The sequence below is a fragment of the Klebsiella sp. CN_Kp073 genome (assembly GCF_040065495.2).
In the GTDB taxonomy this organism is placed as follows: domain Bacteria; phylum Pseudomonadota; class Gammaproteobacteria; order Enterobacterales; family Enterobacteriaceae; genus Klebsiella; species Klebsiella aerogenes.
In genome coordinates this window covers 4,207,271-4,230,801 of record NZ_CM198051.1, presented here as the reverse complement: position 1 = coordinate 4,230,801, position 23,531 = coordinate 4,207,271, and the positions used below count along the sequence as shown (strand labels likewise).

Below are 23,531 nucleotides of genomic sequence, written 5' to 3'. Positions count from 1 at the left end.
TGAATGATATTACGCTGAAAGCAGATTACCAGCCTTTCACTGCGCCGCCGTTAAAGATTTTGTTAGCGGCTTCGTAAACTTCATCGCTCTGGTAAGCCTGAACAAATTTCTTAACATTTTCCGCGTCTTTATTATCTTCGCGGGCGACGATCAGGTTTACGTACGGCGAGTTTTTGTCTTCAACGAAGATACCGTCTTTCGCCGGGGTCAGGCCAATCTGGCTGGCGTAAGTGGTGTTGATGACCGCCAGAGCGATCTGCGCGTCGTCCAGAGAACGCGGCAGCTGCGGCGCTTCCAGCTCAACAATCTTCAGGTTTTTCGGGTTCTCAACCACGTCCAGAGACGTCGGCAGCAGACCTACGCCTTCTTTCAGTTTAATCAGGCCCACTTGCTGCAGCAGCAGCAGGGAACGGCCGAGGTTGGTCGGATCGTTCGGAACGGCAATCTGTGAGCCCGGCTGCAGTTCGTCCAGAGATTTGATTTTCTTCGAGTAGCCAGCGATCGGATAGACGAAGGTGTTGCCGACGGAAACCAGTTTATAACCGCGGTCTTTAATCTGCTGATCGAGATACGGTTTGTGCTGGAAGGCGTTAACGTCGATGTCGCCTTTGCTCAGCGCTTCGTTCGGCAACACGTAGTCGTTGAAGGTCACCAGCTCAACGTCGAGGCCATACTTCTCTTTTGCCACTTTCTGCGCGACTTCAGCAACCTGCTGTTCCGCGCCGACGATTACGCCGACTTTAATATGGTTAGGATCTTTTTCATCCTGACCGCAACCCACCAGAGCCAGAGAACCGATTAATGCGCCAACTGCCGCAAAGGTTTTGAAATTAAAGGCCATGTTATTTCCTTCCTGTAAGAATTAGTGTTGTGTGTCAATAACGTTATTTGTGAGTCACAGCCCGGACGATACGATCGCCTGAGAATTGAATTAAATAAACCAGAATAACCAGCAATACCAGCACGGTATTCATTACCGTCGCGTTATAGCCGATGTAGCCGTACTGATAGCCAATCTGACCCAGACCACCGGCACCCACCGCACCGCCCATCGCAGAATAGCCCACGAGGGTAATAAGCGTGATGGTAGCGGCGTTCACCAGACCCGGTAATGCTTCAGGTAGCAGGACCTTACGCACGATCTGCAGCGGCGTTGCGCCCATCGCGCGTGAGGCTTCGATAAGCCCGGTCGGGATCTCGAGCAGCGCGTTTTCCACCATACGTGCGATAAACGGCGCGGCGCCGACCGTTAACGGCACAATCGCTGCCTGCAGGCCGATTGAGGTACCGACGATCACGCGGGTAAACGGAATCATCCACACCAGCAGAATAATGAATGGAATCGAGCGGAAGATATTAACCAGCGCCGATAGCGTACGATACAGTCGGGCGTTGGCGGCAATCTGCCCCGGACGGGTAACGTACAGCAGTACCCCGACCGGCAAGCCGAGCACAAAGCCAAAGAAGCCGGAGACAAACGTCATAGCCAGCGTTTCCCACACGCCGCGAACCAGCAGCCAGATCATTGGTTCAGACATATCCCAGTACCTCTACTTTTACATGATGTTCCTGCAGCCAGGCGATCGCCGCCTGGGTATCTTCCGGTGTGCCGTGCATTTCGGTCAGCATGATGCCGAACTTCACTCCGCCGGCGTAATCCATCTGCGCGCTAATAATGTTGTTATTCACATTAAAGCGGCGGGCGGTTTCCGACAGCAGCGGCGCATCGACGGAATGGCCGGTGAACTCCATACGCAGCATCGGCACGCTGTCAGGCAGCGGGGTGGGCTTCAGGCGTGCCTGATAGTCGTCCGGAATATCCAGATGCAGGGTAGACTGAATGAACTGCTGGGCCAGCGGCGTCTTAGGATGCGAGAAGACTTCGCTCACGGTGTCCTGTTCGATCAGTTGACCATTACTAATGACCGCCACGCAGTCGCAGATACGTTTAACCACGTCCATTTCATGGGTGATCAACAGAATGGTCAGCCCCAGACGACGGTTGATGTCTTTTAACAGTTCGAGGATCGAACGGGTCGTTGCCGGGTCGAGCGCGCTGGTGGCTTCATCGCACAGCAGCACTTTTGGGTTACTGGCCAGCGCGCGGGCAATCGCCACGCGCTGTTTCTGGCCACCGGAGAGGTTTGCCGGATAGCTGTCGTGCTTATCGCCAAGACCAACCAGGTCCAGCAGTTCATTAACGCGGCGTTTGATTTCCGCCGGCGGCGTGTTGTCCAGCTCAAGCGGCAGCGCCACGTTGCCGAAAACGGTACGTGAAGCAAGCAAGTTAAAGTGCTGGAAGATCATGCCAATCTGACGGCGTGCGCGAGTCAGTTCTTTTTCAGTCAGCGCGGTGAGTTCCTGTTTATCAACCTGCACGCTGCCTTCGGTTGGGCGTTCCAGCAGGTTAACGCAGCGAATCAGCGTACTTTTACCTGCGCCGGAAGCGCCGATCACGCCGTAAATTTGCCCGGCAGGGACATGCAGGCTGACATTGTTCAGCGCCTGTATGGTGCGGTTCCCCTGCTGGAACACTTTGGTAATATTCGAAAGTTTAATCATCAGTTATTTATTATCGTTTAGCCGTTTGCCGTGGCATTTTCTTCTGCCGTGTGCAGGCGATGCCTGTCAATGAAATGGATGTTAAGGCATCCAGACGTCTAAATCAATCTGACTCTTTATAATGAGCACTTTCTTGCATGGCGAAACATGCGATACTAACGGCATTAGCCTTTATCAGGAGCAAACCGGTGGCAAAGTCTGTACCCGCAATTTTTCTCGACCGTGACGGCACGATTAATATCGATCATGGTTACGTCCACGAAATCGACAACTTTGAGTTTATCGACGGCGTCATTGATGCCATGCGTGAACTAAAGGCAATGGGATTTGCGTTAGTGCTGGTGACCAACCAGTCAGGCATCGCGCGCGGTAAATTCACGGAAGCGCAATTTGAGACCCTCACCGAATGGATGGACTGGTCGCTGGCAGACCGCGGCGTGGATCTCGACGGTATCTATTATTGTCCGCATCATCCGCAGGGGAGCGTTGAAGAGTTCCGCCAGACCTGCGATTGCCGCAAGCCGCATCCGGGGATGCTCATTTCCGCACGCGATTTCCTGCATATTGATATGGCTGCTTCTTATATGGTGGGCGATAAACTCGAAGACATGCAAGCGGCTGCGGCGGCGAATGTCGGAACGAAAGTGCTGGTGCGTACCGGTAAGCCGGTTACCGCAGAAGCGGAAAGCGCCGCGGATTGGGTGCTAAATAGCCTGGCGGACCTGCCTGCGGCTATCAAAAAGCAGCAAAAATAAGCGTTACGTATAAAAGATGAGCGGTTGAAATAAAAATGTATTTTTCCGCTTGTCATTCCCGGCGGGCTCCCTATAATGCGCCTCCATCGACACGGCGGATGTGAATCACTTCACACAAACAGCCGGTTCGGTTGAAGAGAAAAATTCTGAAATTCAGGGTTGACTCTGAAAGAGGAAAGCGTAATATACGCCACCTCGCGACAGAGCGCTAAAGCGCGTCGCAACTGCTCTTTAACAATTTATCAGACAATCTGTGTGGGCACTCAAAGTGACATGGATTCTTAACGTCCTCGGACGAAAAATGAATACCAAGTCTCTGAGTGAACATACGTAATTCATTACGAAGTTTAATTCACGAGCATCAAACTTAAATTGAAGAGTTTGATCATGGCTCAGATTGAACGCTGGCGGCAGGCCTAACACATGCAAGTCGAGCGGTAGCACAGAGAGCTTGCTCTCGGGTGACGAGCGGCGGACGGGTGAGTAATGTCTGGGAAACTGCCTGATGGAGGGGGATAACTACTGGAAACGGTAGCTAATACCGCATAACGTCGCAAGACCAAAGTGGGGGACCTTCGGGCCTCATGCCATCAGATGTGCCCAGATGGGATTAGCTAGTAGGTGGGGTAATGGCTCACCTAGGCGACGATCCCTAGCTGGTCTGAGAGGATGACCAGCCACACTGGAACTGAGACACGGTCCAGACTCCTACGGGAGGCAGCAGTGGGGAATATTGCACAATGGGCGCAAGCCTGATGCAGCCATGCCGCGTGTATGAAGAAGGCCTTCGGGTTGTAAAGTACTTTCAGCGAGGAGGAAGGCATTAAGGTTAATAACCTTAGTGATTGACGTTACTCGCAGAAGAAGCACCGGCTAACTCCGTGCCAGCAGCCGCGGTAATACGGAGGGTGCAAGCGTTAATCGGAATTACTGGGCGTAAAGCGCACGCAGGCGGTCTGTCAAGTCGGATGTGAAATCCCCGGGCTCAACCTGGGAACTGCATTCGAAACTGGCAGGCTAGAGTCTTGTAGAGGGGGGTAGAATTCCAGGTGTAGCGGTGAAATGCGTAGAGATCTGGAGGAATACCGGTGGCGAAGGCGGCCCCCTGGACAAAGACTGACGCTCAGGTGCGAAAGCGTGGGGAGCAAACAGGATTAGATACCCTGGTAGTCCACGCCGTAAACGATGTCGACTTGGAGGTTGTGCCCTTGAGGCGTGGCTTCCGGAGCTAACGCGTTAAGTCGACCGCCTGGGGAGTACGGCCGCAAGGTTAAAACTCAAATGAATTGACGGGGGCCCGCACAAGCGGTGGAGCATGTGGTTTAATTCGATGCAACGCGAAGAACCTTACCTACTCTTGACATCCAGAGAACTTAGCAGAGATGCTTTGGTGCCTTCGGGAACTCTGAGACAGGTGCTGCATGGCTGTCGTCAGCTCGTGTTGTGAAATGTTGGGTTAAGTCCCGCAACGAGCGCAACCCTTATCCTTTGTTGCCAGCGGTCCGGCCGGGAACTCAAAGGAGACTGCCAGTGATAAACTGGAGGAAGGTGGGGATGACGTCAAGTCATCATGGCCCTTACGAGTAGGGCTACACACGTGCTACAATGGCATATACAAAGAGAAGCGACCTCGCGAGAGCAAGCGGACCTCATAAAGTATGTCGTAGTCCGGATTGGAGTCTGCAACTCGACTCCATGAAGTCGGAATCGCTAGTAATCGTAGATCAGAATGCTACGGTGAATACGTTCCCGGGCCTTGTACACACCGCCCGTCACACCATGGGAGTGGGTTGCAAAAGAAGTAGGTAGCTTAACCTTCGGGAGGGCGCTTACCACTTTGTGATTCATGACTGGGGTGAAGTCGTAACAAGGTAACCGTAGGGGAACCTGCGGTTGGATCACCTCCTTACCTTAAAGAACCTGCCTTTGTAGTGCTCACACAGATTGTCTGATGAAAATACAGCAGTAAGTAATCTCTGCAGGCTTGTAGCTCAGGTGGTTAGAGCGCACCCCTGATAAGGGTGAGGTCGGTGGTTCAAGTCCACTCAGGCCTACCAAATTCGCTCTCGTGCTTTGTTGTGGCAAAGCTCGCATACTTCAGTATGCTTCGCTTCACCACGCCGCGCCCGAAAACGAATTAAGGTTAAAAGAGATTCATTCGATGGGGCTATAGCTCAGCTGGGAGAGCGCCTGCTTTGCACGCAGGAGGTCTGCGGTTCGATCCCGCATAGCTCCACCATCATTACTGCAAAAAACAAGAAAACTTCAGAGTGTACCTGAAAAGGTTCACTGCGAAGTTTTGCTCTTTAAAAATCTGGATCAAGCTGAAAATTGAAACGACACACAGTCAATGTGTGTTCGAGTCTCTCAAATTTTCGCGACACGAAAATGTTTTACGAAACATCTTCGGGTTGTGAGGTTAAGCGACTAAGCGTACACGGTGGATGCCCTGGCAGTCAGAGGCGATGAAGGACGTGCTAATCTGCGAAAAGCGTCGGTAAGGTGATATGAACCGTTACAGCCGGCGATGTCCGAATGGGGAAACCCAGTGCAATTCGTTGCACTATCGTTAACTGAATACATAGGTTAACGAGGCGAACCGGGGGAACTGAAACATCTAAGTACCCCGAGGAAAAGAAATCAACCGAGATTCCCCCAGTAGCGGCGAGCGAACGGGGAGCAGCCCAGAGTCTGAATCAGCTTGTGTGTTAGTGGAACGGTCTGGAAAGTCCGACGGTACAGGGTGATAGTCCCGTACACCAAAATGCACAGGCTGTGAACTCGAAGAGTAGGGCGGGACACGTGGTATCCTGTCTGAATATGGGGGGACCATCCTCCAAGGCTAAATACTCCTGACTGACCGATAGTGAACCAGTACCGTGAGGGAAAGGCGAAAAGAACCCCGGCGAGGGGAGTGAAAAAGAACCTGAAACCGTGTACGTACAAGCAGTGGGAGCACCTTTATGGTGTGACTGCGTACCTTTTGTATAATGGGTCAGCGACTTATATTCTGTAGCAAGGTTAACCGTATAGGGGAGCCGCAGGGAAACCGAGTCTTAACTGGGCGTTAAGTTGCAGGGTATAGACCCGAAACCCGGTGATCTAGCCATGGGCAGGTTGAAGGTTGGGTAACACTAACTGGAGGACCGAACCGACTAATGTTGAAAAATTAGCGGATGACTTGTGGCTGGGGGTGAAAGGCCAATCAAACCGGGAGATAGCTGGTTCTCCCCGAAAGCTATTTAGGTAGCGCCTCGTGAACTCATCTTCGGGGGTAGAGCACTGTTTCGGCTAGGGGGTCATCCCGACTTACCAACCCGATGCAAACTACGAATACCGAAGAATGTTATCACGGGAGACACACGGCGGGTGCTAACGTCCGTCGTGAAGAGGGAAACAACCCAGACCGCCAGCTAAGGTCCCAAAGTCACAGTTAAGTGGGAAACGATGTGGGAAGGCACAGACAGCCAGGATGTTGGCTTAGAAGCAGCCATCATTTAAAGAAAGCGTAATAGCTCACTGGTCGAGTCGGCCTGCGCGGAAGATGTAACGGGGCTAAACTGTGCACCGAAGCTGCGGCAGCGACACTATGTGTTGTTGGGTAGGGGAGCGTTCTGTAAGCCTGCGAAGGTGACCTGTGAGGGTTGCTGGAGGTATCAGAAGTGCGAATGCTGACATAAGTAACGATAATGCGGGTGAAAAGCCCGCACGCCGGAAGACCAAGGGTTCCTGTCCAACGTTAATCGGGGCAGGGTGAGTCGACCCCTAAGGCGAGGCCGAAAGGCGTAGTCGATGGGAAACAGGTTAATATTCCTGTACTTGGTGTTACTGCGAAGGGGGGACGGAGAAGGCTATGTTAGCCGGGCGACGGTTGTCCCGGTTTAAGCATGTAGGCGGAGGTTCCAGGTAAATCCGGTACCTTTTAACGCTGAGGTGTGATGACGAGGCACTACGGTGCTGAAGTAACAAATGCCCTGCTTCCAGGAAAAGCCTCTAAGCATCAGGTAACATCAAATCGTACCCCAAACCGACACAGGTGGTCAGGTAGAGAATACCAAGGCGCTTGAGAGAACTCGGGTGAAGGAACTAGGCAAAATGGTGCCGTAACTTCGGGAGAAGGCACGCTGATATGTAGGTGAAGCCCCTGCGGGTGGAGCTGAAATCAGTCGAAGATACCAGCTGGCTGCAACTGTTTATTAAAAACACAGCACTGTGCAAACACGAAAGTGGACGTATACGGTGTGACGCCTGCCCGGTGCCGGAAGGTTAATTGATGGGGTTATCCGTAAGGAGAAGCTCTTGATCGAAGCCCCGGTAAACGGCGGCCGTAACTATAACGGTCCTAAGGTAGCGAAATTCCTTGTCGGGTAAGTTCCGACCTGCACGAATGGCGTAATGATGGCCAGGCTGTCTCCACCCGAGACTCAGTGAAATTGAACTCGCTGTGAAGATGCAGTGTACCCGCGGCAAGACGGAAAGACCCCGTGAACCTTTACTATAGCTTGACACTGAACATTGAGCCTTGATGTGTAGGATAGGTGGGAGGCTTTGAAGCGTGGACGCCAGTCTGCGTGGAGCCAACCTTGAAATACCACCCTTTAATGTTTGATGTTCTAACGTTGGCCCCTAATCGGGGTTGCGGACAGTGTCTGGTGGGTAGTTTGACTGGGGCGGTCTCCTCCCAAAGAGTAACGGAGGAGCACGAAGGTTAGCTAATCCTGGTCGGACATCAGGAGGTTAGTGCAATGGCATAAGCTAGCTTGACTGCGAGCGTGACGGCGCGAGCAGGTGCGAAAGCAGGTCATAGTGATCCGGTGGTTCTGAATGGAAGGGCCATCGCTCAACGGATAAAAGGTACTCCGGGGATAACAGGCTGATACCGCCCAAGAGTTCATATCGACGGCGGTGTTTGGCACCTCGATGTCGGCTCATCACATCCTGGGGCTGAAGTAGGTCCCAAGGGTATGGCTGTTCGCCATTTAAAGTGGTACGCGAGCTGGGTTTAGAACGTCGTGAGACAGTTCGGTCCCTATCTGCCGTGGGCGCTGGAGAATTGAGGGGGGCTGCTCCTAGTACGAGAGGACCGGAGTGGACGCATCACTGGTGTTCGGGTTGTCATGCCAATGGCATTGCCCGGTAGCTAAATGCGGAAGAGATAAGTGCTGAAAGCATCTAAGCACGAAACTTGCCCCGAGATGAGTTCTCCCTGAGACTTTAAGTCTCCTGAAGGAACGTTAAAGACGATGACGTTGATAGGTCGGGTGTGTAAGCGTAGCGATACGTTGAGCTAACCGATACTAATGAACCGTGAGGCTTAACCTTACAACGCCGAAGCTGTTTTGGCGGATTTGAGATGATTTTCAGCTCTGATTCAGAGTCCGAAGGATTTTACGCTGAGACAAGGCGGCAAGCGAAGCGATGGAAGGAGCATACTAAAGTATGTGACTGACATTCGCGAGAGCAGCCAACGCAGTATGAGCGTAAAAGACACAGGACGAGCACAAAGAATTTGCCTGGCGGCGACAGCGCGGTGGTCCCACCTGACCCCATGCCGAACTCAGAAGTGAAACGCCGTAGCGCCGATGGTAGTGTGGGGTCTCCCCATGTGAGAGTAGGGAACTGCCAGGCATCAAATTTGCAGTAAAACCGGGGCATTAAACCGGTAGATGTAGAAAAAATTCGGTGGAGCGGTAGTTCAGTCGGTTAGAATACCTGCCTGTCACGCAGGGGGTCGCGGGTTCGAGTCCCGTCCGTTCCGCCACTTATTAAAAGCCCTGAGCATTTGCTCAGGGCTTTTTTGTTTCTTCATCTCCAATTATTGCTAAATCAGCAAAAATCCTCTGCATTTATCGATCTTTTTCCCAACCCAACCTTCAACCATAATGGCCTCAGTTAAGCGAAACGAATAATTAACGAGGAACATCTATCATGGCAATCCCTGCATTTGGTCTTGGCACTTTCCGTCTGCAAGACGACGTAGTCATCAACTCTGTAAAAATGGCGCTGGAGCTGGGCTATCGTACTATCGATACCGCGCAGATCTATGAAAACGAAGCCGCTGTTGGTCAAGCTATCGTAGAAAGCGGCGTGCCGCGTGATGAACTGTTCATCACCACCAAAATCTGGATCGAAAACCTGAGCAAAGACAAGCTGATCGCCAGCCTTAAAGAAAGTCTGCAGAAGCTGCGCACCGATTATGTTGATCTGACGCTGATTCACTGGCCGTCGCCGAACGATGCGGTTGCTGTCGAAGAGTTTATGGCTGCGCTGATGGAAGCGAAGAAACTGGGTCTGACCCGTCAGATCGGTATCTCTAACTTCACCATTCCGCTGATGGAGCGTGCGATCGCCGCCGTTGGCGCTGAAAATATCGCGACTAATCAGGTTGAACTGTCTCCGTACCTGCAGAACCGTAAAGTGGTAGATTGGGCGCGTGAACACGGTATCCACATCACCTCTTATATGACGCTGGCCTACGGTAAGGCGCTGAAAGATGAAGTGATTGCCCGTATCGCGGCGAAACATAATGCGACCCCGGCACAGGTTATCCTGGCGTGGGCGATGGGCGAAGGTTATGCGGTTATTCCATCTTCCACCAAGCGTGAAAATCTGGCGAGCAACCTGAAAGCGCTGGATCTGAAGCTGGATGATGAAGATCGTAAAGCGATTGCCGCACTGGATTGCAATGACCGTCTGGTAAGTCCGGAAGGTCTGGCGCCGAAGTGGGATTAATCCACCGATTCCGGCAGGCGGTTGATGCCGCTGCCGGACGATAGTTATTTTACAGCTCCTTCGGGAGCTGTTTGACGTGCTCACTAAGAAAGTCAATAAATGCCCTGATGCGCGTGCTGACGGCTCTGTCGCTGTAATACACCGCACTGAAAGGCATCTCCACCGGCAAGCGCTTGTCGGCAAGTAGCTCCACAAACTCCCCGCTGGCAATCTCTTTATCCACCATATAATCCGATAGGCAGGCAATACCATTGCCGCTAAGACAGAGTTGTTTTAGCGTTTCACCACTGTTAGAGGTAAGTTCACAACCGACTTCCAGTAATTGGCCATCGCTGGCGGCGATAGGCCAGGTATTTAACGAGACGGGTTCGGTGAACCCCAGACAGAGGTGATCCGCAAGATCTTCCACATTCACCGGCGTGCCGTAGCGGGCGATATAATCAGGTGAGGCGATGATCTTGCGATAACTATTGAATAGCGGGCGGGCGCGCAGGCTGGAATCGGTTAGGGTACCTGCGCGGATCGCGACGTCGACTTTACGCTCTATAAGATTAATGAAGGTTTCCGAGGAAACCAGCGAGAGCGTCATTTCCGGATAACGTTCACGAAACGGTTTTACCAGCGGCATTAAAAAATGCAGCATCACCGGCGTAGCGGCATCCACGCGGAGCAAGCCGCGAGGGGTGGTACGGGTCTCTAAAAGCTCATTTTCAGCAGCCGCCATCTCCTGCAACACCACCTGCATGCGGCGGAAATAACGCTCGCCTTCTTCTGTCAGGCTCAGCTGGCGCGTGGTCCGGTTTAATAAACTAACGCCTAGCTTTGATTCCAGCTTTTTGACTGCCCGGCTGACGGCAGAGTTTGCCTGCCCGAGCTGCTCGGCCGCCCGGCTAAAACTGCCGCTTTCCACTACGGCGACGAAGATAGCGATCTCTTCTGACGTGGCTCTCATTGTTGCACCTATAGCAAAATTCTATTGAGATTTTGATGGTTTTTGTTATTTAAACATCCCTGCATACTACATGTCATCTTAATCCTGATGCTACGGAGTAAATTATGCCACTGGCGCTACTTGCATTAACCATCGGTGCCTTTGCTATTGGCACTACCGAATTTGTGATCGTCGGTCTGGTACCGACCATTGCCGAACAACTGGCTATCTCGCTGCCGTCTGCGGGCCTGCTGGTTTCCATCTATGCACTGGGTGTGGCCGTTGGCGCGCCGGTACTGACCGCGCTGACCGGCCGTATGCCGCGTAAGCAACTCCTGCTGGCGCTAATGGTGTTGTTTACCGCCGGCAACCTGTTGGCGTGGCAGGCACCGGGTTATGGTACTTTGATTGTGGCCCGCCTGCTGACCGGCCTGGCGCATGGCGTGTTCTTTTCTATCGGCTCGACGATTGCCACTAGCCTGGTGCCAAAAGAGAAAGCCGCCTCGGCCATTGCTATCATGTTCGGCGGCCTGACGGTCGCGCTGGTAACCGGGGTGCCTTTCGGGACTTTCATCGGTCAGCATTTTGGCTGGCGGGAAACGTTCCTCGCGGTATCGATTCTTGGCGTCATTGCGCTTATCAGCAGCTTGATTCTGGTGCCAAATAATATTCCGGGCCGCGCCGGCGCCAGCCTTCGCGATCAGCTGAAAGTCTTGACCCATCCACGCCTGTTGATGATCTACGCGATTACCGCGCTGGGCTATGGCGGCGTGTTTACCGCATTTACTTTCCTTGCGCCGATGATGCAGGAGTTGGCTGGTTTTAGCCCGTCGGCGGTCAGTTGGATCCTGCTGGGTTACGGTATCTCCGTCGCTATCGGTAACGTATGGGGCGGTAAACTGGCTGATAAACATGGCGCTGTCGCCGCGTTGAAATTTATCTTCGCTGCGTTGGTCGTGCTGCTGCTGGTCTTCCAGCTTACCGCCAGCCTGCACTACGCTGCTTTGGCAACGGTGCTGGTGATGGGGATTTTCGCCTTCGGCAACGTTCCGGGTCTGCAGGTCTATGTGGTGCAAAAGGCAGAACAGTACACGCCGGGCGCCGTTGATGTCGCCTCTGGGTTGAATATCGCCGCCTTCAATATCGGTATTGCCCTTGGGTCGGTCATTGGTGGACAGGCGGTTGAATGGTATGGTCTGGCCCAGACGCCGTGGATCGGCGCGGTAATTGTGTTGGTCGCATTGCTGCTGGTCGTACTGAGCGGTCGTTTAGATAAATCTCCACGCCGTTCGGCAGCCGTTTCTGTCGAAGGATAAGGCTTTCTCGCAAATTGCATTGAAAGTGTATGGGAAAATCCCTATAACAGAATAACCAGCCGCAGTCGGGCTGGTTTCCTGTTATCGAGGTTCAATGCCCAAATTGCGAAAGAATACCTATGCCATGCGCTATGTCGCCGGACAACCTGCGGAGAGAATCTTGCCTCCGGGGGCGTTTGCGGGCGTCAGTCCGGTTTATCCCGCCGGCGCGCCGTTAAGCAGCGATGAGAAAATTCGCGTGCTGGTGTGGAATATTTTTAAGCAGCAGCGTGCTGAATGGCAGTCGGTACTCAAAAATTTCGGCAAAGACGCGCATCTGGTCCTGTTGCAAGAGGCGCAAACTACCCCGGAACTGGTCAGGTTCGCGACTTCAAACTATCTGGCCGCCGATCAGGTGCCGGCCCTGGTATTGCCGCAGCATCCTTCCGGCGTGATGACGCTGGCCTCCGCTCACCCCATCTATTGCTGTCCGTTGCGCGAGCGCGAACCTATTTTACGTTTGCCTAAATCGGCGTTAGTGACCGTTTATCCGCTGCCCGATGCGCGGCTGTTGATGGTGGTGAATATTCACGCGGTTAATTTTAGTCTCGGCGTCGATGTTTACAGTAAACAGCTGCTGCCAATTGGCGATCAGATTGCCCATCACAGCGGGCCGGTAATCATGGCTGGTGATTTCAACGCCTGGAGCCGCCCGCGGATGAACGCGCTGTACCGCTTTGCGCGTGAGATGTCGTTACGCGAAGTTCGTTTCTCTGACGATCAGCGCCGCCGCGCGTTTGGTCGCCCGCTCGATTTTGTGTTCTACCGTGGATTAAGCGTGCACGATGCTTCCGTGCTGGTGACCCGCGCCTCCGATCACAACCCGCTACTAGTCGAATTCAGTCCCGGCAAGCCTGATTAATTAAGGTATGTCAGGCCTGCCATCGGGCAGGTCTGCGTTCAGCACGATGCTGCCCTTTATTACTCAAACCACCGAAGGACAACACAATGACAACACGCTCTCATCATGACAACGTCGAAAAGCAGTTTGGCTCACAGGCAAGCGCCTATCTGACCAGCGCCGTGCACGCCTCCGGGCGCGATCTGCAGCGTCTGGCGGAACGGCTGGCGGATTTCCCGCAGGCAACGTTGCTGGATATGGGATGCGGGGCAGGGCACGCCAGCTTTACCGCTGCCGGCCAGGTAGCGCAGGTTACCGCGTATGATTTATCGAGCCAGATGCTGGAGGTTGTCGCTCAGGCGGCAAAAGACAAAGGCTTTACCAACATTGTGACTCAGCAGGGGTATGCTGAAAAGCTGCCGTTTGCCGACGCCAGTTTTGATGTGGTGATTAGCCGCTACTCCGCTCACCATTGGCATGATGTCGGCCAGGCGCTGCGCGAGGTGAGACGCGTGCTGAAGCCGGGCGGGGTGATGATCATCATGGACGTGATGTCTCCGGGGCATCCGGTACGTGATGTCTGGCTGCAAACCGTAGAAGCCCTGCGCGACACTTCGCACGTGCGTAATTACTCCAGCGGCGAGTGGCTGGCGCTGGCCAACGACGCAGGTCTGGCGATTAATCATTTATTGACCGACCGTCTGCCGCTGGAGTTTAGCTCCTGGGTCGCGCGGATGCGCACGCCCGAGGCGCTGGCGGAGGCGATTCGCTTATATCAGCAGAGCGCATCGGCGGAGGTTAAAGCCTACTTCGAATTACAGCAGGACGGATCGTTTACCAGCGATACCATCATGTTTGAAGCGCATAAAGCAGTGTAACGCTGGCAATAAAAAAGGCACCGGGGAATCGGTGCCTTTCTCATTATCCTGAAATCAGGATTCAGGTCTGTCGTTGTTCTTCACAAACAACGTCAGCTGATCCCCTGGCTTCAGGTTATCTGTATCGCTGTTCCAGCGCATAACGTCGCGGATATTGACGCCGTGGCGTTTTGCGATGCTCGACAGCGAGTCGCCCTTACGAACACGATAGGTGATGCTATCGCTGTTGTTCGCCAGACGTTGCGCGCTGCTGCCTGCGTCGACAACCAGATTTTGCCCGACTTTAAGCCCAGAACCGCGCAGGTTGTTCCACTGCTGTAGATCCCTGGTGGTGACGCCGAGACGCGAAGCAATCCCGGAAATCGTATCGCCAGAACGTACCTTATAACTACGGCTGGTCAGCGGCGTATTGTCAGCAAGCAGCGTCGGCTGTACGGCGGCAATGTCGCCAGAGGCCAGAGATTCACGCAGTTGAGCTGCGTGCTTCTGAGGCACCATGACGTACTTTGGCCCGCTAGCGCCAAGCGTTGACCCCTTTACCCCAGCGTTGAAGGTTTTCAGCTTGCTAACCGGCATTCCTGCCATGTCCGCGAGTTGAGAAATATCAACCGGACTATCGAGGCGAACGCGCGCCAGCGCCCGGCTTTCATCAGCCGTTGGCAGCTTCACGCCGTAACGCTTGCTGTTTTTGAGAATATCGCTCAAAGCCAGCATTTTTGGTACGTAGACCTTGGTTTCATGCGGCAGCGAGAGCGACCAGAAATCGGTGGGTTTACCACGCGAACGGTTCGCCTTCACGGCCTTCATCACCCGGCCTTCGCCGCTGTTATAGGCTGCGACGGTCAGTAACCAGTCGCCGTCGAACATTTTGTTCAGACGTTGCATCATGTCCAGCGCCGCGGTAGTAGACGCGACGACATCACGACGCGCATCGTAACTGCGGGTCTGTTTTAAACCATAATTGCGCCCTGTGCTCGGAATGATCTGCCAAATGCCTGCGGCATTGGCGCCAGACGTCGCGTGTGGGTCAAAAGCGCTCTCCACTATGGGTAGTAATACCAGTTCCATTGGCATGTTACGTTTCTTAACTTGCCCGGCTATCCAGTACATATACGGTTCAGCCCGTAAAGTTACATCGTGGAGATAGCTCTTATTACGTAAGTACTTCTGTTTCTGTTCGCGAATCCGGGGGTTTTCCGGAATTCCCATCTTTAGCTCGTCGCTTATGGAAGTCCACAGATCCTGGTCTTGCGCGTAGAGGGTTCCATCATCTAACCATCGCGCCTGACTTGTGAACTTGCCTGCTTCCCCTTGACCAGCTGCAGAAAGGCTCTGTGCTCGCTGTTCTACGGTGCCGTCGTGCTTCGACGCCTGGCACCCTACCAGCAGGACAGAGGCGAGTAATATCGCTCGTGCCTTCATGTGTGTGTCAATAGTTGCTTAAAAGACGAGCAAGGATAACGGTGAAGGCCGAAGATGACAAGCGTTAAATCTCAGAAGTCATCTTTCTTTGACCTTAACCATGCAAATCTCTGCGCAGAGTGTTGCAAATTTGTTTCTTTGGCTATTTCTTTAATTAAATCATTGTCATCCGTACGTAAAAATAAATTTATACGGCGTTCATTTTTCAGAGTAACGGGTAGTGTCTTTTGGTTTTTTGCGCGTAACTCATTAACTTTATGGTAGTAATCCTTTATATCCATATCATCTGGCAGGATACTCAATGCAAACTTCATATTTGCTAAAGTGTACTCATGTGCGCAACAAATTAGTGTGTCAGCGGGAAGGGCGTTTATTTTCATAAATGATTGATACATTTGGTCTGCTGTACCTTCGAACAGTCTGCCACAGCCTCCGGAAAACATTGTATCGCCACAAAATAGATAAGGTTCGCTGTAGAAACAGATATGTCCTAATGTGTGACCGGGAGTGGAGAAAATAGAAAATTCGCGGCCCAAAACAGTAATGCTATCGCCATCAGATACAATATCCGTGCTTCCCTTATCCTGGGTTTCTGCCGGCCCGTAAACCACAAGTTGCGGGAACTTTTGCCGCAGTTCTTTCACGCCGCCAACATGATCGTGGTGGTGGTGGGTTAACAAAATCGCTTCTGGCTGCCAGTTGTTTTCTTCAATGGCCGCGAGTATCGGCGCGGCTTCGCCCGGGTCTACTATCACACAACGATGGCTATCGTCGCTAAGAACCCAGATGTAGTTGTCCTGAAATGCAGGAATACTGATAAGATTCATAAATTACCTCTCAAAGCGTTGCGGAAGGTTGCGATGAAGCCGGCAAGGATACCTCATACAATTACAGCTCCAGAGCATTGGTCCAGTATGCCGTGGGGTGAATACTATCGCGAGTCGCTGGAACGGCATATGAAACCGTGGCTGGCTAAATTATATGGCTTTCATCTACTTAAGATTGGCAATCTGAGCGCGGAAATCAATACCGAAGCCTGCGCGATCTCCCATCAGGTGAACGTTTCGCTGGGGGGAAGTCCTATCCAGGTCAAAGCCGATCCGCTGTATCTTCCTTTCGCCGCCAAATCTGTGGATGCCTGTTTACTGGCGCATACTTTGCCATGGTGCAGCGATCCGCACCGGCTGTTGCGGGAAGCTGACCGCGTGCTGATTGACGATGGCTGGATGATTTTGACCGCCTTTAATCCGATGAGCCTCGTCGGATTGCGCAAGGTGACGCCGATTCTGCGAAAAACTATCCCCTATAACAGCCGCATGTTTACCATGACGCGACAGCTTGACTGGCTGGCGCTGCTCAATTTTGAAGTGCTGCACTACGGTCGCTATCAGGTGCTGCCCTGGTCGAAGCTGGGGGGAAAAATGTTAAGTACACATCTGCCGGCTTTGGGGTGTTTGCAGATGATCGTCGCGCGGAAAAGAACCATTCCGCTGACGCTAAATCCGATGAAGTCCGGGAAGGCGAAGACGCAGCTGCGTCCGGCCGTTGGCGCCACCAGGCAGTGGCGCGACGGGGGAAATTAGCTTTCCGGCTGGTAGCCGACGTCGTCCAGCGTGGGGTTAGACGCCGCAGCGCGCGCGAGTTCGTCACAGCGTTCGTTTTCCGGGTGCCCGGCATGGCCTTTGACCCATTCCCACTTAATTTGATGCTGGCCGAGAGCGGCATCAAGACGTTTCCACAGATCGACATTTTTAACCGGCTTTTTGTCCGCGGTTTTCCAGCCGCGTTTTTTCCAGTTATGGATCCACTGGGTTATCCCCTGGCGGACGTACTGGCTATCGGTGCTTAGCACCACTTCGCAATGCTCTTTAAGCGCTTCGAGAGCGACGATGGCAGCCATCAGTTCCATGCGGTTGTTAGTCGTCAGGCGGTAGCCCGCGCTGTAGGTTTTTTCATGCTGGCGATAGCGCATAATAGCGCCGTAGCCGCCAGGCCCTGGATTCCCCAGGCAAGAACCATCGGTGAAAATTTCTACCTGTTTGAGCATCTCTGGTAGACTTCCTGTAATTGAAATCGATATGTAAACGACAAGTCTGACATAAATGACCGCTATGAGCACTGCAATTACACGACAGATTGTTCTCGATACCGAAACCACCGGTATGAACCAGATCGGCGCCCATTATGAAGGGCATAAGATCATCGAGATCGGCGCCGTAGAGGTGATCAACCGTCGCCTCACCGGTAATAACTTCCATGTTTATCTGAAGCCCGATCGGCTGGTGGACCCGGAGGCCTTCGGCGTTCACGGTATTGCCGATGAGTTCCTCATGGATAAGCCGACATTTGCCGACGTTGCCGATGAGTTCATGGAGTATATCCGCGGCGCGGAGCTGGTCATCCATAACGCATCGTTCGATATCGGCTTTATGGATTATGAATTCAAAAAGCTGAACCGCGGCATTGAGAAAACGGAAACCTTTTGTAAGGTCACCGATAGCCTGGCGCTGGCGCGCAAGATGTTCCCCGGCAAGCGTAACAGCCTCGATGCGCTCTGTTCACGTTATGAAATAGACAACAGCAAGCGTACGCTGCACGGGGCGTTGCTCGATGCCCAGATTCTGGCTGACGTCTATCTTATGATGACCGGCGGGCAGACCAGCATGGCGTTTTCGATGGAAGGGGAAGGCCAACAGCAGGCCGGCGATATTGGAATACAGCGCGTTGTCCGCGCCGCCAGTAAATTACGCGTGGTTTATGCTTCTGACAGCGAGCTGGCGGACCATGAATCGCGTCTCGATCTGGTGCAGAAGAAGGGCGGAAGCTGCCTGTGGCGCGCCTGATTGCCGACAATATGCGCTAAAAATAGGCGGGTGGGCTAATTTTGCAGCAAACGATTCAAAAGTGAAGAAAAAGCGTTGACGACGATGTAGGGAAACCGTAATATTCGCCTCGTTCCCAACGGAACAACAACGAGGAGCGGTAGTTCAGTCGGTTAGAATACCTGCCTGTCACGCAGGGGGTCGCGGGTTCGAGTCCCGTCCGTTCCGCCACTATTCGAGGCCATGCTATTCATTAGCATGGCCTTTTTGCTTTCTAACGCTTTCTAATATGGCCTCCAGCAGAGCATCCAGTGTATCGACCCGCTTTGGCTGTTTAAGATAGGCCGCCTCATCTGAAAGCCGTTAATCACAACGTTCCCATTTTCATAGCACTTGCTTTACCTGATTTATGGAAGTGACAAGGTTGAAATTTACCGGTCGCTTCAGAAGTGACGACCTGTCGATATATTCATTCTGTTCATGCCCCTTCATTTCGGCTCTGTCCCGAATATATTCCGTTTTCAATAACCCGTTTTTATTTTTATTAAGAATAGTTCTGAGAAAAGACTGCAATATTCTGAAAATAGTACAAGTTTGCGCTCTTGCTGTTTTATTCATCCGCCATTGGGTGTAATGTGACCAGAAATGTAAGTTAATGTCACAAAATACAATCATAACGTAAATAACAAAGGCATACAGGAACAGGGATGAAGGTTTTATATCTGGCAGGGATATTGCTGGTTCTGAGTCAGCCAGTTTTCGCAGCCCCGTTATCGCCAGCAGACCGCAACAGCATCGAACAGCAGCAGCAGCAATTGCTTCTTCAGAACCAACAGCAGCGTGAATCGCTGGAGCGCACAGCGCCGCTGGCTCGCCCCTCTCCGGCTGAACCGCCTGTGCCAGCATCCGGGCCATGTTTCACCATCAATCGCATTGTGTTGGAGGGGACCACCCTTATTGATGATCGCAGGCAGCGGAAACTCCTTGCGCCCTGGGTGAACCAATGCCTGAATATGGCCCGTATTAATCAGCTTACTAATACAGTTTCGGACTGGTATATCAGCCGCGGATATATAACCAGCCGTGCTTTTCTGACGGAACAGAATTTACGTTCTGGTGAGCTGCATCTGGCTATTCTGGAAGGTCGGCTGGAGAAAATACACATGGATGGCGCGCCCGAGCGTGAGCTGAAAATGACCTTTCCAGGGCTGGAAGGGCGTATTCTTAATCTGCGTGATATTGAACAGGGTATGGAGCAAATTAACCGCACCCGTACCACGCCGGTGCAGATTGAAATATTACCGGGCGATAAGCAGGGATGGTCGATTGTTCATTTGACCGCCACGCCAGAATTTCCTCTTTCCGGCTCAGTCAGTTTTGATAATAGCGGCCAGAAGAATACGGGCGTCGGGCAAATTAACGCAGGGCTGAGCGGTAACAACCTGTTAGGTCTGGCCGATAACTGGTTTGTTTACGGTGGACGCAGCAGCGCGTTTTCGAATACAAAAGATGCACAAAATTTTGCTGCGGGCGTCAGCGTGCCCTACGGCTACAGCCTGCTGGACTATAGCTACAGCTGGAACAACTATCTCAGCACCATCGATAACAACGGCTACCGCTGGCGTTCGACCGGCGATACCGAAACACACCGGGTGAATCTGTCACACGTGCTGTTCCGCAACGGTAATATCAAGACGGGTATCTCCCTGGGCCTGAGCCATCGCATCAATCATAATTATCTGGACGATGTCCTGTTGCAAAGCAGCAGTCGCAAACTGACCAGCCTGCTGTTTGGCCTGAACCATACTCAGAAAATATTTGGTGGCGTAGCCACGTTTAACCCTACCTTCAGCCGCGGTATGCCATGGCTGGATGCCGACAGCGACGGCAGTAAAAATGGTGATTTACCGAAAGCGCAGTTCCGTAAATGGAGCCTGAACGCCAGCTTCCAGCGCCCGGTAGCTGAAAACTTGTGGTGGCTGGCGAGCGCCTACGGGCAGTGGTCACCGGACCGCCTATACGGTAGCGAACGCATGACCATCGGCGGCGAAAGCTCGGTGCGCGGGTTTAAAGAACAAAGTATCTCCGGCGATAACGGCGCGTACTGGCGAAATGAGCTCAACTACACCCTGTTCATATTGCCAGTGATAGGCCAGGTCAGCGCGCTGGCTGCTGTTGATGGCGGCTGGCTGCATTCCGACAAGCTGGATCGCTATTCAGCTGGCACTCTGTGGGGTACGGCTGTTGGGCTCAATACCGCCAATGGCCACGTTTCCACCGCGTTTACCGTCGGACTGCCCCTTGTTTACCCGGACTGGCTTGGCCCGGATCACGTCAATATTTACTATCGCGTTGCCGTCGCGTTTTAAGGGATTATCGTCATGAAACAGCCTCCCGTTCGCTTAGCCTACCGCGTGCTCAGCTATGTATTAAGCGTCCTGCTCGCCGGACAACCTTTGCTACCTGCGATTTCCGCCACGCTGACGCCAACGGGCAATACCTCCACGGATAAAGCGGCGAATGGCGTGCCGGTCGTGAATATTGCCACACCGAACGGGGCCGGAATTTCGCACAACCGGTTTAAGGATTACAACGTCGGCAAAGAGGGACTGATCCTCAATAACGCCACGGGTAAGCTCAATCAGACGCAGCTTGGCGGGCTGATTAACGGTAACGCCAACCTGAAAGCGGGCAAAGAAGCAAAGGGCATCATCAACGAAGTGACCGGCGGCAACCGCTCACATCTGCAGGGGTATACGGAAGTCGCGGGCAAAGCGGCGAATGTCATGGTCGCTAACCCGTATGGCATCACCTGTAATGGCTGCGGGTTTATCAATACCCCCCAGGCTACGCTGACCACGGGAAAACCTGTTTTTGACGCCAGCGGCAATTTACAGGCGCTGGACGTGAAAAAAGGCAGCATCACCATTGAGGGGCAGGGGCTTGATGCCAGCGGCAGCGATGCGTTGTCGATCATTTCACGCGCAACCGAAGTGAATGCCGCCATTCACGCTAAGGATTTAAACGTGGTGGCCGGGGCCAACCGCGTTGGTACAGACGGCAGCGTACAGGCGCAGCAGGGAGAAGGTAAAGCGCCATCGGTGGCGGTCGATACCGGCGCACTTGGCGGTATGTACGCCAATCGGATCCGGATGGTGTCGAGTGAGAAAGGTGTCGGGGTTAACCTCGGCAATCTTAACGCGCGCCAGGGCGATATCACCCTGGATGCCAGCGGCAGTCTCAGCGTACACCAAAGCCTCGCCGGCGGTGCGCTGTCCGCTAAAGGTGAAAACCTGACCCTGACGGGCGATCACAAAGCCAGCGGCAATATGTCGCTGAGCAGCCAGGGCGACATTGCCCTGAGCAACGGTTCACTCAATAGCGACGGCGACCTGGTACTGAATGCCAATGGCGCGATTTCAAACGCTAATGAAAAGCTGACTGCCGGACGCGATACGACGCTTACCGCGAAAAATATTAGCCAGGATACCTCCAGTCAGATTAACGCCGCCCGCCATATCGAGGCTAAAGCCAGCGATACGCTGAAAACGCAAGGGCAGATGATAGCCGGGCAAAACCTGACGGTAAGCAGCAACACCCTGACGGTAGAGGGCAAGCTGCTGGCGCGTAACAACGCTCAGCTGAATGCCAGCGCGCTGAATAATAGCGGTTCCGTTCAGGGCGCTTCCCTGAGCGTGGGCAGCTCTACGCTCAGCAACGCCGGTTCGCTGCTGAGCGGTAGCGACCTGACCGTCAATACTCACGATTTTACCCAAAGCGGCAGTATCGGCGCGAAGGGAAAAGCGGACATCACCGCCAGCGGGAAGCTTATCAACACGGGCTCGCTGGTGAGCGATGCGGTGCTGGCATTGAAGGCGCAGGATGTGACGCAGAACGGCGTGCTGTCCGGTGCCCAGGGGCTGACGATCGCTACGCAGAATCTGACCTCCGGCAAAAATTCGCTGATCCACAGCGATGCCGCCATGACGCTGAATACCGCCACGGCGACGTTGGACGGTGAAACCAGCGCCGGAAGCGATCTTCTGCTGCAGGGCGACAGGCTTGCTACCGCGGCGGGCGGGCAACTTCAAAGCGGTAATAATCTCAGCCTCAGCGCGCGGGAAATGGTGCTTTCGGGCATGCAGGCGGCACAAAAAACCATGACGGTGAATGCCCGCGAAAAGCTCAACCACAGCGGCAAAAGCAGCGCGGCCGAAATCAACCTGAATGCGCCTGCGCTGACCAATAGCGGCGTACTCGTTGCTTCCAGCATGAACACGCAGTCGCAAACCCTGACCAACAGCGGGCTGATCCAGGGCGCCAGCGCACTGCTGATTAACACGCAAGCGCTGGACAACCAGCTGAACGGCACGCTGTACAGCGCGGCAAACCTGGCGCTGTCTGTGCCGGATATTCGCAACAGCGGGCTTATTAGCAGTGACAGCGGTCTGATAATGACGGCGGACGTGCTAAGTCATTCAGGCAAAATCATCGCTGACACGCTGGATATTCAGGCGACCACGCTGAGCAGTGACGGCCTGCTTCAGGGCCGTCACGCACTGACCCTTTCCGGCGACAGCCTTTCGCAGGGGGCAAACGGACGCTGGCTGACGGCGGGTCATTTATCCCTTGATGGCAACACGCTGGTCACCGGCGGGATAACCCAGGGCAGGGATGTCTCGGTTGATGCAGACCGCTGGATCCACAGCGGATCGGCGTTGGCAACGGGCGAACTTGAAGGCACGCTCACCGCTTCCTTGAACAATAACGGCGACCTGATGAGTCAGGGGCGTTTCGCCCTGACTGCGCCGGCGCTGACGAACCATGGTCGCCTGCTTGCATCCGGCGACATGGCGCTTAGCGGTAACCAGATCAGCAGCAATGGTACGCTTCAGGGGAAAACCCTGAGCCTGACCCAGGACGATATCAGTAACCAGGGGACCATTATCGGGCTGAACGCGCTGACGCATTCGCTAATACTGGCGATTTACTGAGTCAAGGTGAGCTGACTCTCTCCGCCGGCGATATCACCAACGGCGGACGAATACAGGGGCAGAACATCCTTCTTGATGGCGCCCGGCTGACTAACCACGGGGCCATCCAGAGCGCGATCGATTTAGCGCTGACCTTGAGCGATGACATCACTGCCGTTACCGGCAGTAAAATCACCGCCCTGGGCGATGCTCGCCTGACCGGTAAGGCGCTGAGTAACCAGGGATTAATCAATGCGAAA

At 53.6% G+C, this 23,531-nt stretch carries 16 protein-coding genes, 4 tRNA genes and 3 rRNA genes; 16 read left to right on the top strand and 7 right to left on the bottom strand.

Translation table 11 applies throughout. The features are described 5' to 3' along the window. Positions 1 to 25 precede the first annotated feature (25 nt). The 3 genes from metQ to metN are packed head-to-tail and all read right to left on the bottom strand — an operon-like array spanning position 26 to position 2,562. Entirely contained in the window at positions 26 to 841 is an 816-nt protein-coding gene (gene metQ, locus ABLV66_RS20510) for a methionine ABC transporter substrate-binding lipoprotein MetQ (RefSeq protein ID WP_015368138.1), read from the bottom strand. Between the two features lie 43 nt (positions 842 to 884). Next, positions 885 to 1,538, bottom strand: a complete 654-nt coding sequence (locus ABLV66_RS20505) for a methionine ABC transporter permease MetI (protein ID WP_045390177.1) — start codon at positions 1,536 to 1,538, stop codon at positions 885 to 887. Further along, a complete protein-coding gene (metN, locus tag ABLV66_RS20500; RefSeq protein WP_348877003.1) occupies positions 1,531 to 2,562 on the bottom strand; it encodes a methionine ABC transporter ATP-binding protein MetN in 1,032 nt (343 codons plus the stop codon). Before metN ends, ABLV66_RS20505 begins: the two co-directional genes overlap by 8 nt. A 188-nt stretch (positions 2,563 to 2,750) precedes the next feature. Between metN and gmhB the strand changes: the two genes are divergently transcribed. The 8 genes from gmhB (at position 2,751) to dkgB (ending at position 10,049) form a co-directional block, all read left to right on the top strand. Further along, positions 2,751 to 3,317, top strand: coding sequence for a D-glycero-beta-D-manno-heptose 1,7-bisphosphate 7-phosphatase (gene gmhB, locus ABLV66_RS20495; RefSeq protein ID WP_045376647.1), 567 nt, complete (start codon positions 2,751 to 2,753; stop codon positions 3,315 to 3,317). A gap of 369 nt (positions 3,318 to 3,686) precedes the next feature. Then, positions 3,687 to 5,226 (top strand): 16S ribosomal RNA (locus ABLV66_RS20490). A 71-nt stretch (positions 5,227 to 5,297) separates the two neighbouring features. Next, a tRNA-Ile gene (locus ABLV66_RS20485) sits at positions 5,298 to 5,374 on the top strand. A gap of 106 nt (positions 5,375 to 5,480) precedes the next feature. Then, positions 5,481 to 5,556, top strand: a tRNA-Ala gene (locus ABLV66_RS20480). 178 nt (positions 5,557 to 5,734) lie between these two features. Then, positions 5,735 to 8,639 (top strand): 23S ribosomal RNA (locus ABLV66_RS20475). 190 nt (positions 8,640 to 8,829) lie between these two features. Continuing rightward, positions 8,830 to 8,945: ribosomal RNA gene (rrf, locus tag ABLV66_RS20470) — 5S ribosomal RNA — on the top strand. The 16S, 23S and 5S rRNA genes sit together here with 3 tRNA genes alongside, the layout of an rRNA operon. Positions 8,946 to 9,001: 56 nt before the next feature. Next, positions 9,002 to 9,078 (top strand) — tRNA-Asp (locus tag ABLV66_RS20465). Positions 9,079 to 9,245: 167 nt separating this feature from the next. Continuing rightward, positions 9,246 to 10,049 carry a 2,5-didehydrogluconate reductase DkgB gene (gene dkgB, locus ABLV66_RS20460; protein WP_047078713.1) on the top strand — a complete coding sequence of 268 codons (804 nt, stop codon included), beginning with the start codon at positions 9,246 to 9,248 and terminating at the stop codon, positions 10,047 to 10,049. A gap of 49 nt (positions 10,050 to 10,098) precedes the next feature. Here dkgB and yafC read toward each other — a convergent pair whose 3' ends face one another. Continuing rightward, on the bottom strand, positions 10,099 to 11,001 hold the full coding sequence (yafC, locus tag ABLV66_RS20455) for a DNA-binding transcriptional regulator YafC (RefSeq protein WP_047047173.1): 903 nt from the start codon (positions 10,999 to 11,001) through the stop codon (positions 10,099 to 10,101). 104 nt (positions 11,002 to 11,105) lie between these two features. On the opposite strand from yafC, the gene ABLV66_RS20450 reads away from it, so the two are divergent. The 3 genes from ABLV66_RS20450 (at position 11,106) to ABLV66_RS20440 (ending at position 14,054) form a co-directional block, all read left to right on the top strand. After that, the gene (locus tag ABLV66_RS20450; RefSeq protein ID WP_047078712.1) at positions 11,106 to 12,296 is read left to right on the top strand and encodes an MFS transporter; all 1,191 of its coding nucleotides are present in this window, start codon (positions 11,106 to 11,108) and stop codon (positions 12,294 to 12,296) included. Between the two features lie 103 nt (positions 12,297 to 12,399). Beyond that, positions 12,400 to 13,197: an endonuclease/exonuclease/phosphatase family protein gene (locus tag ABLV66_RS20445; protein WP_015704463.1), complete on the top strand. Its 798-nt coding sequence runs from the start codon at positions 12,400 to 12,402 to the stop codon at positions 13,195 to 13,197. Positions 13,198 to 13,283: 86 nt separating this feature from the next. Beyond that, the gene (locus tag ABLV66_RS20440) at positions 13,284 to 14,054 is read left to right on the top strand and encodes a class I SAM-dependent methyltransferase (protein ID WP_045397920.1); all 771 of its coding nucleotides are present in this window, start codon (positions 13,284 to 13,286) and stop codon (positions 14,052 to 14,054) included. A 54-nt stretch (positions 14,055 to 14,108) separates the two neighbouring features. On the opposite strand, the gene mltD is transcribed toward ABLV66_RS20440, so the two are convergent. Then, positions 14,109 to 15,476, bottom strand: a complete 1,368-nt coding sequence (gene mltD / locus ABLV66_RS20435) for a murein transglycosylase D (RefSeq protein WP_348876166.1) — start codon at positions 15,474 to 15,476, stop codon at positions 14,109 to 14,111. A gap of 71 nt (positions 15,477 to 15,547) precedes the next feature. Next, positions 15,548 to 16,303, bottom strand: coding sequence for a hydroxyacylglutathione hydrolase (gene gloB / locus ABLV66_RS20430; RefSeq protein ID WP_348876165.1), 756 nt, complete (start codon positions 16,301 to 16,303; stop codon positions 15,548 to 15,550). A 33-nt stretch (positions 16,304 to 16,336) separates the two neighbouring features. Here gloB and ABLV66_RS20425 point away from each other — a divergent pair, with 33 nt between their 5' ends. Beyond that, the gene (locus tag ABLV66_RS20425; protein ID WP_045397913.1) at positions 16,337 to 17,059 is read left to right on the top strand and encodes a class I SAM-dependent methyltransferase; all 723 of its coding nucleotides are present in this window, start codon (positions 16,337 to 16,339) and stop codon (positions 17,057 to 17,059) included. Here ABLV66_RS20425 and rnhA read toward each other — a convergent pair. Continuing rightward, positions 17,056 to 17,523: a ribonuclease HI gene (gene rnhA, locus ABLV66_RS20420; protein WP_015368126.1), complete on the bottom strand. Its 468-nt coding sequence runs from the start codon at positions 17,521 to 17,523 to the stop codon at positions 17,056 to 17,058. The genes ABLV66_RS20425 and rnhA overlap by 4 nt on opposite strands. Before the next feature lie 64 nt (positions 17,524 to 17,587). Between rnhA and dnaQ the strand changes: the two genes are divergently transcribed. The 4 genes from dnaQ (at position 17,588) to ABLV66_RS20400 (ending at position 23,292) form a co-directional block, all read left to right on the top strand. Next, positions 17,588 to 18,319 (top strand): DNA polymerase III subunit epsilon, encoded by a 732-nt coding sequence (dnaQ, locus tag ABLV66_RS20415; protein WP_015368125.1) that lies wholly within the window; start codon positions 17,588 to 17,590, stop codon positions 18,317 to 18,319. Positions 18,320 to 18,452: 133 nt separating this feature from the next. Next, a tRNA-Asp gene (locus ABLV66_RS20410) sits at positions 18,453 to 18,529 on the top strand. Between the two features lie 476 nt (positions 18,530 to 19,005). After that, the gene (locus tag ABLV66_RS20405; protein ID WP_126033445.1) at positions 19,006 to 20,667 is read left to right on the top strand and encodes a ShlB/FhaC/HecB family hemolysin secretion/activation protein; all 1,662 of its coding nucleotides are present in this window, start codon (positions 19,006 to 19,008) and stop codon (positions 20,665 to 20,667) included. 12 nt (positions 20,668 to 20,679) lie between these two features. Next, entirely contained in the window at positions 20,680 to 23,292 is a 2,613-nt protein-coding gene (locus tag ABLV66_RS20400; RefSeq protein ID WP_512173807.1) for a filamentous hemagglutinin N-terminal domain-containing protein, read from the top strand. Positions 23,293 to 23,531 lie beyond the last annotated feature (239 nt).

Excerpts from the sequence above, each read along its gene's own strand:
- metQ (WP_015368138.1), bottom strand. The coding sequence starts at position 841 with ATGGCCTTTAATTTCAAAACCTTTGCGGCAGTTGGCGCATTAATCGGT.
- ABLV66_RS20505 (WP_045390177.1), bottom strand. The coding sequence starts at position 1,538 with ATGTCTGAACCAATGATCTGGCTGCTGGTTCGCGGCGTGTGGGAAACG.
- metN (WP_348877003.1), bottom strand. The coding sequence starts at position 2,562 with ATGATTAAACTTTCGAATATTACCAAAGTGTTCCAGCAGGGGAACCGC.
- dkgB (WP_047078713.1), top strand. The coding sequence starts at position 9,246 with ATGGCAATCCCTGCATTTGGTCTTGGCACTTTCCGTCTGCAAGACGAC.
- yafC (WP_047047173.1), bottom strand. The coding sequence starts at position 11,001 with ATGAGAGCCACGTCAGAAGAGATCGCTATCTTCGTCGCCGTAGTGGAA.
- ABLV66_RS20450 (WP_047078712.1), top strand. The coding sequence starts at position 11,106 with ATGCCACTGGCGCTACTTGCATTAACCATCGGTGCCTTTGCTATTGGC.
- ABLV66_RS20440 (WP_045397920.1), top strand. The coding sequence starts at position 13,284 with ATGACAACACGCTCTCATCATGACAACGTCGAAAAGCAGTTTGGCTCA.
- mltD (WP_348876166.1), bottom strand. The coding sequence starts at position 15,476 with ATGAAGGCACGAGCGATATTACTCGCCTCTGTCCTGCTGGTAGGGTGC.
- gloB (WP_348876165.1), bottom strand. The coding sequence starts at position 16,303 with ATGAATCTTATCAGTATTCCTGCATTTCAGGACAACTACATCTGGGTT.
- ABLV66_RS20425 (WP_045397913.1), top strand. The coding sequence starts at position 16,337 with ATGAAGCCGGCAAGGATACCTCATACAATTACAGCTCCAGAGCATTGG.
- rnhA (WP_015368126.1), bottom strand. The coding sequence starts at position 17,523 with ATGCTCAAACAGGTAGAAATTTTCACCGATGGTTCTTGCCTGGGGAAT.
- dnaQ (WP_015368125.1), top strand. The coding sequence starts at position 17,588 with ATGAGCACTGCAATTACACGACAGATTGTTCTCGATACCGAAACCACC.
- ABLV66_RS20405 (WP_126033445.1), top strand. The coding sequence starts at position 19,006 with ATGAAGGTTTTATATCTGGCAGGGATATTGCTGGTTCTGAGTCAGCCA.
- ABLV66_RS20400 (WP_512173807.1), top strand. The coding sequence starts at position 20,680 with ATGAAACAGCCTCCCGTTCGCTTAGCCTACCGCGTGCTCAGCTATGTA.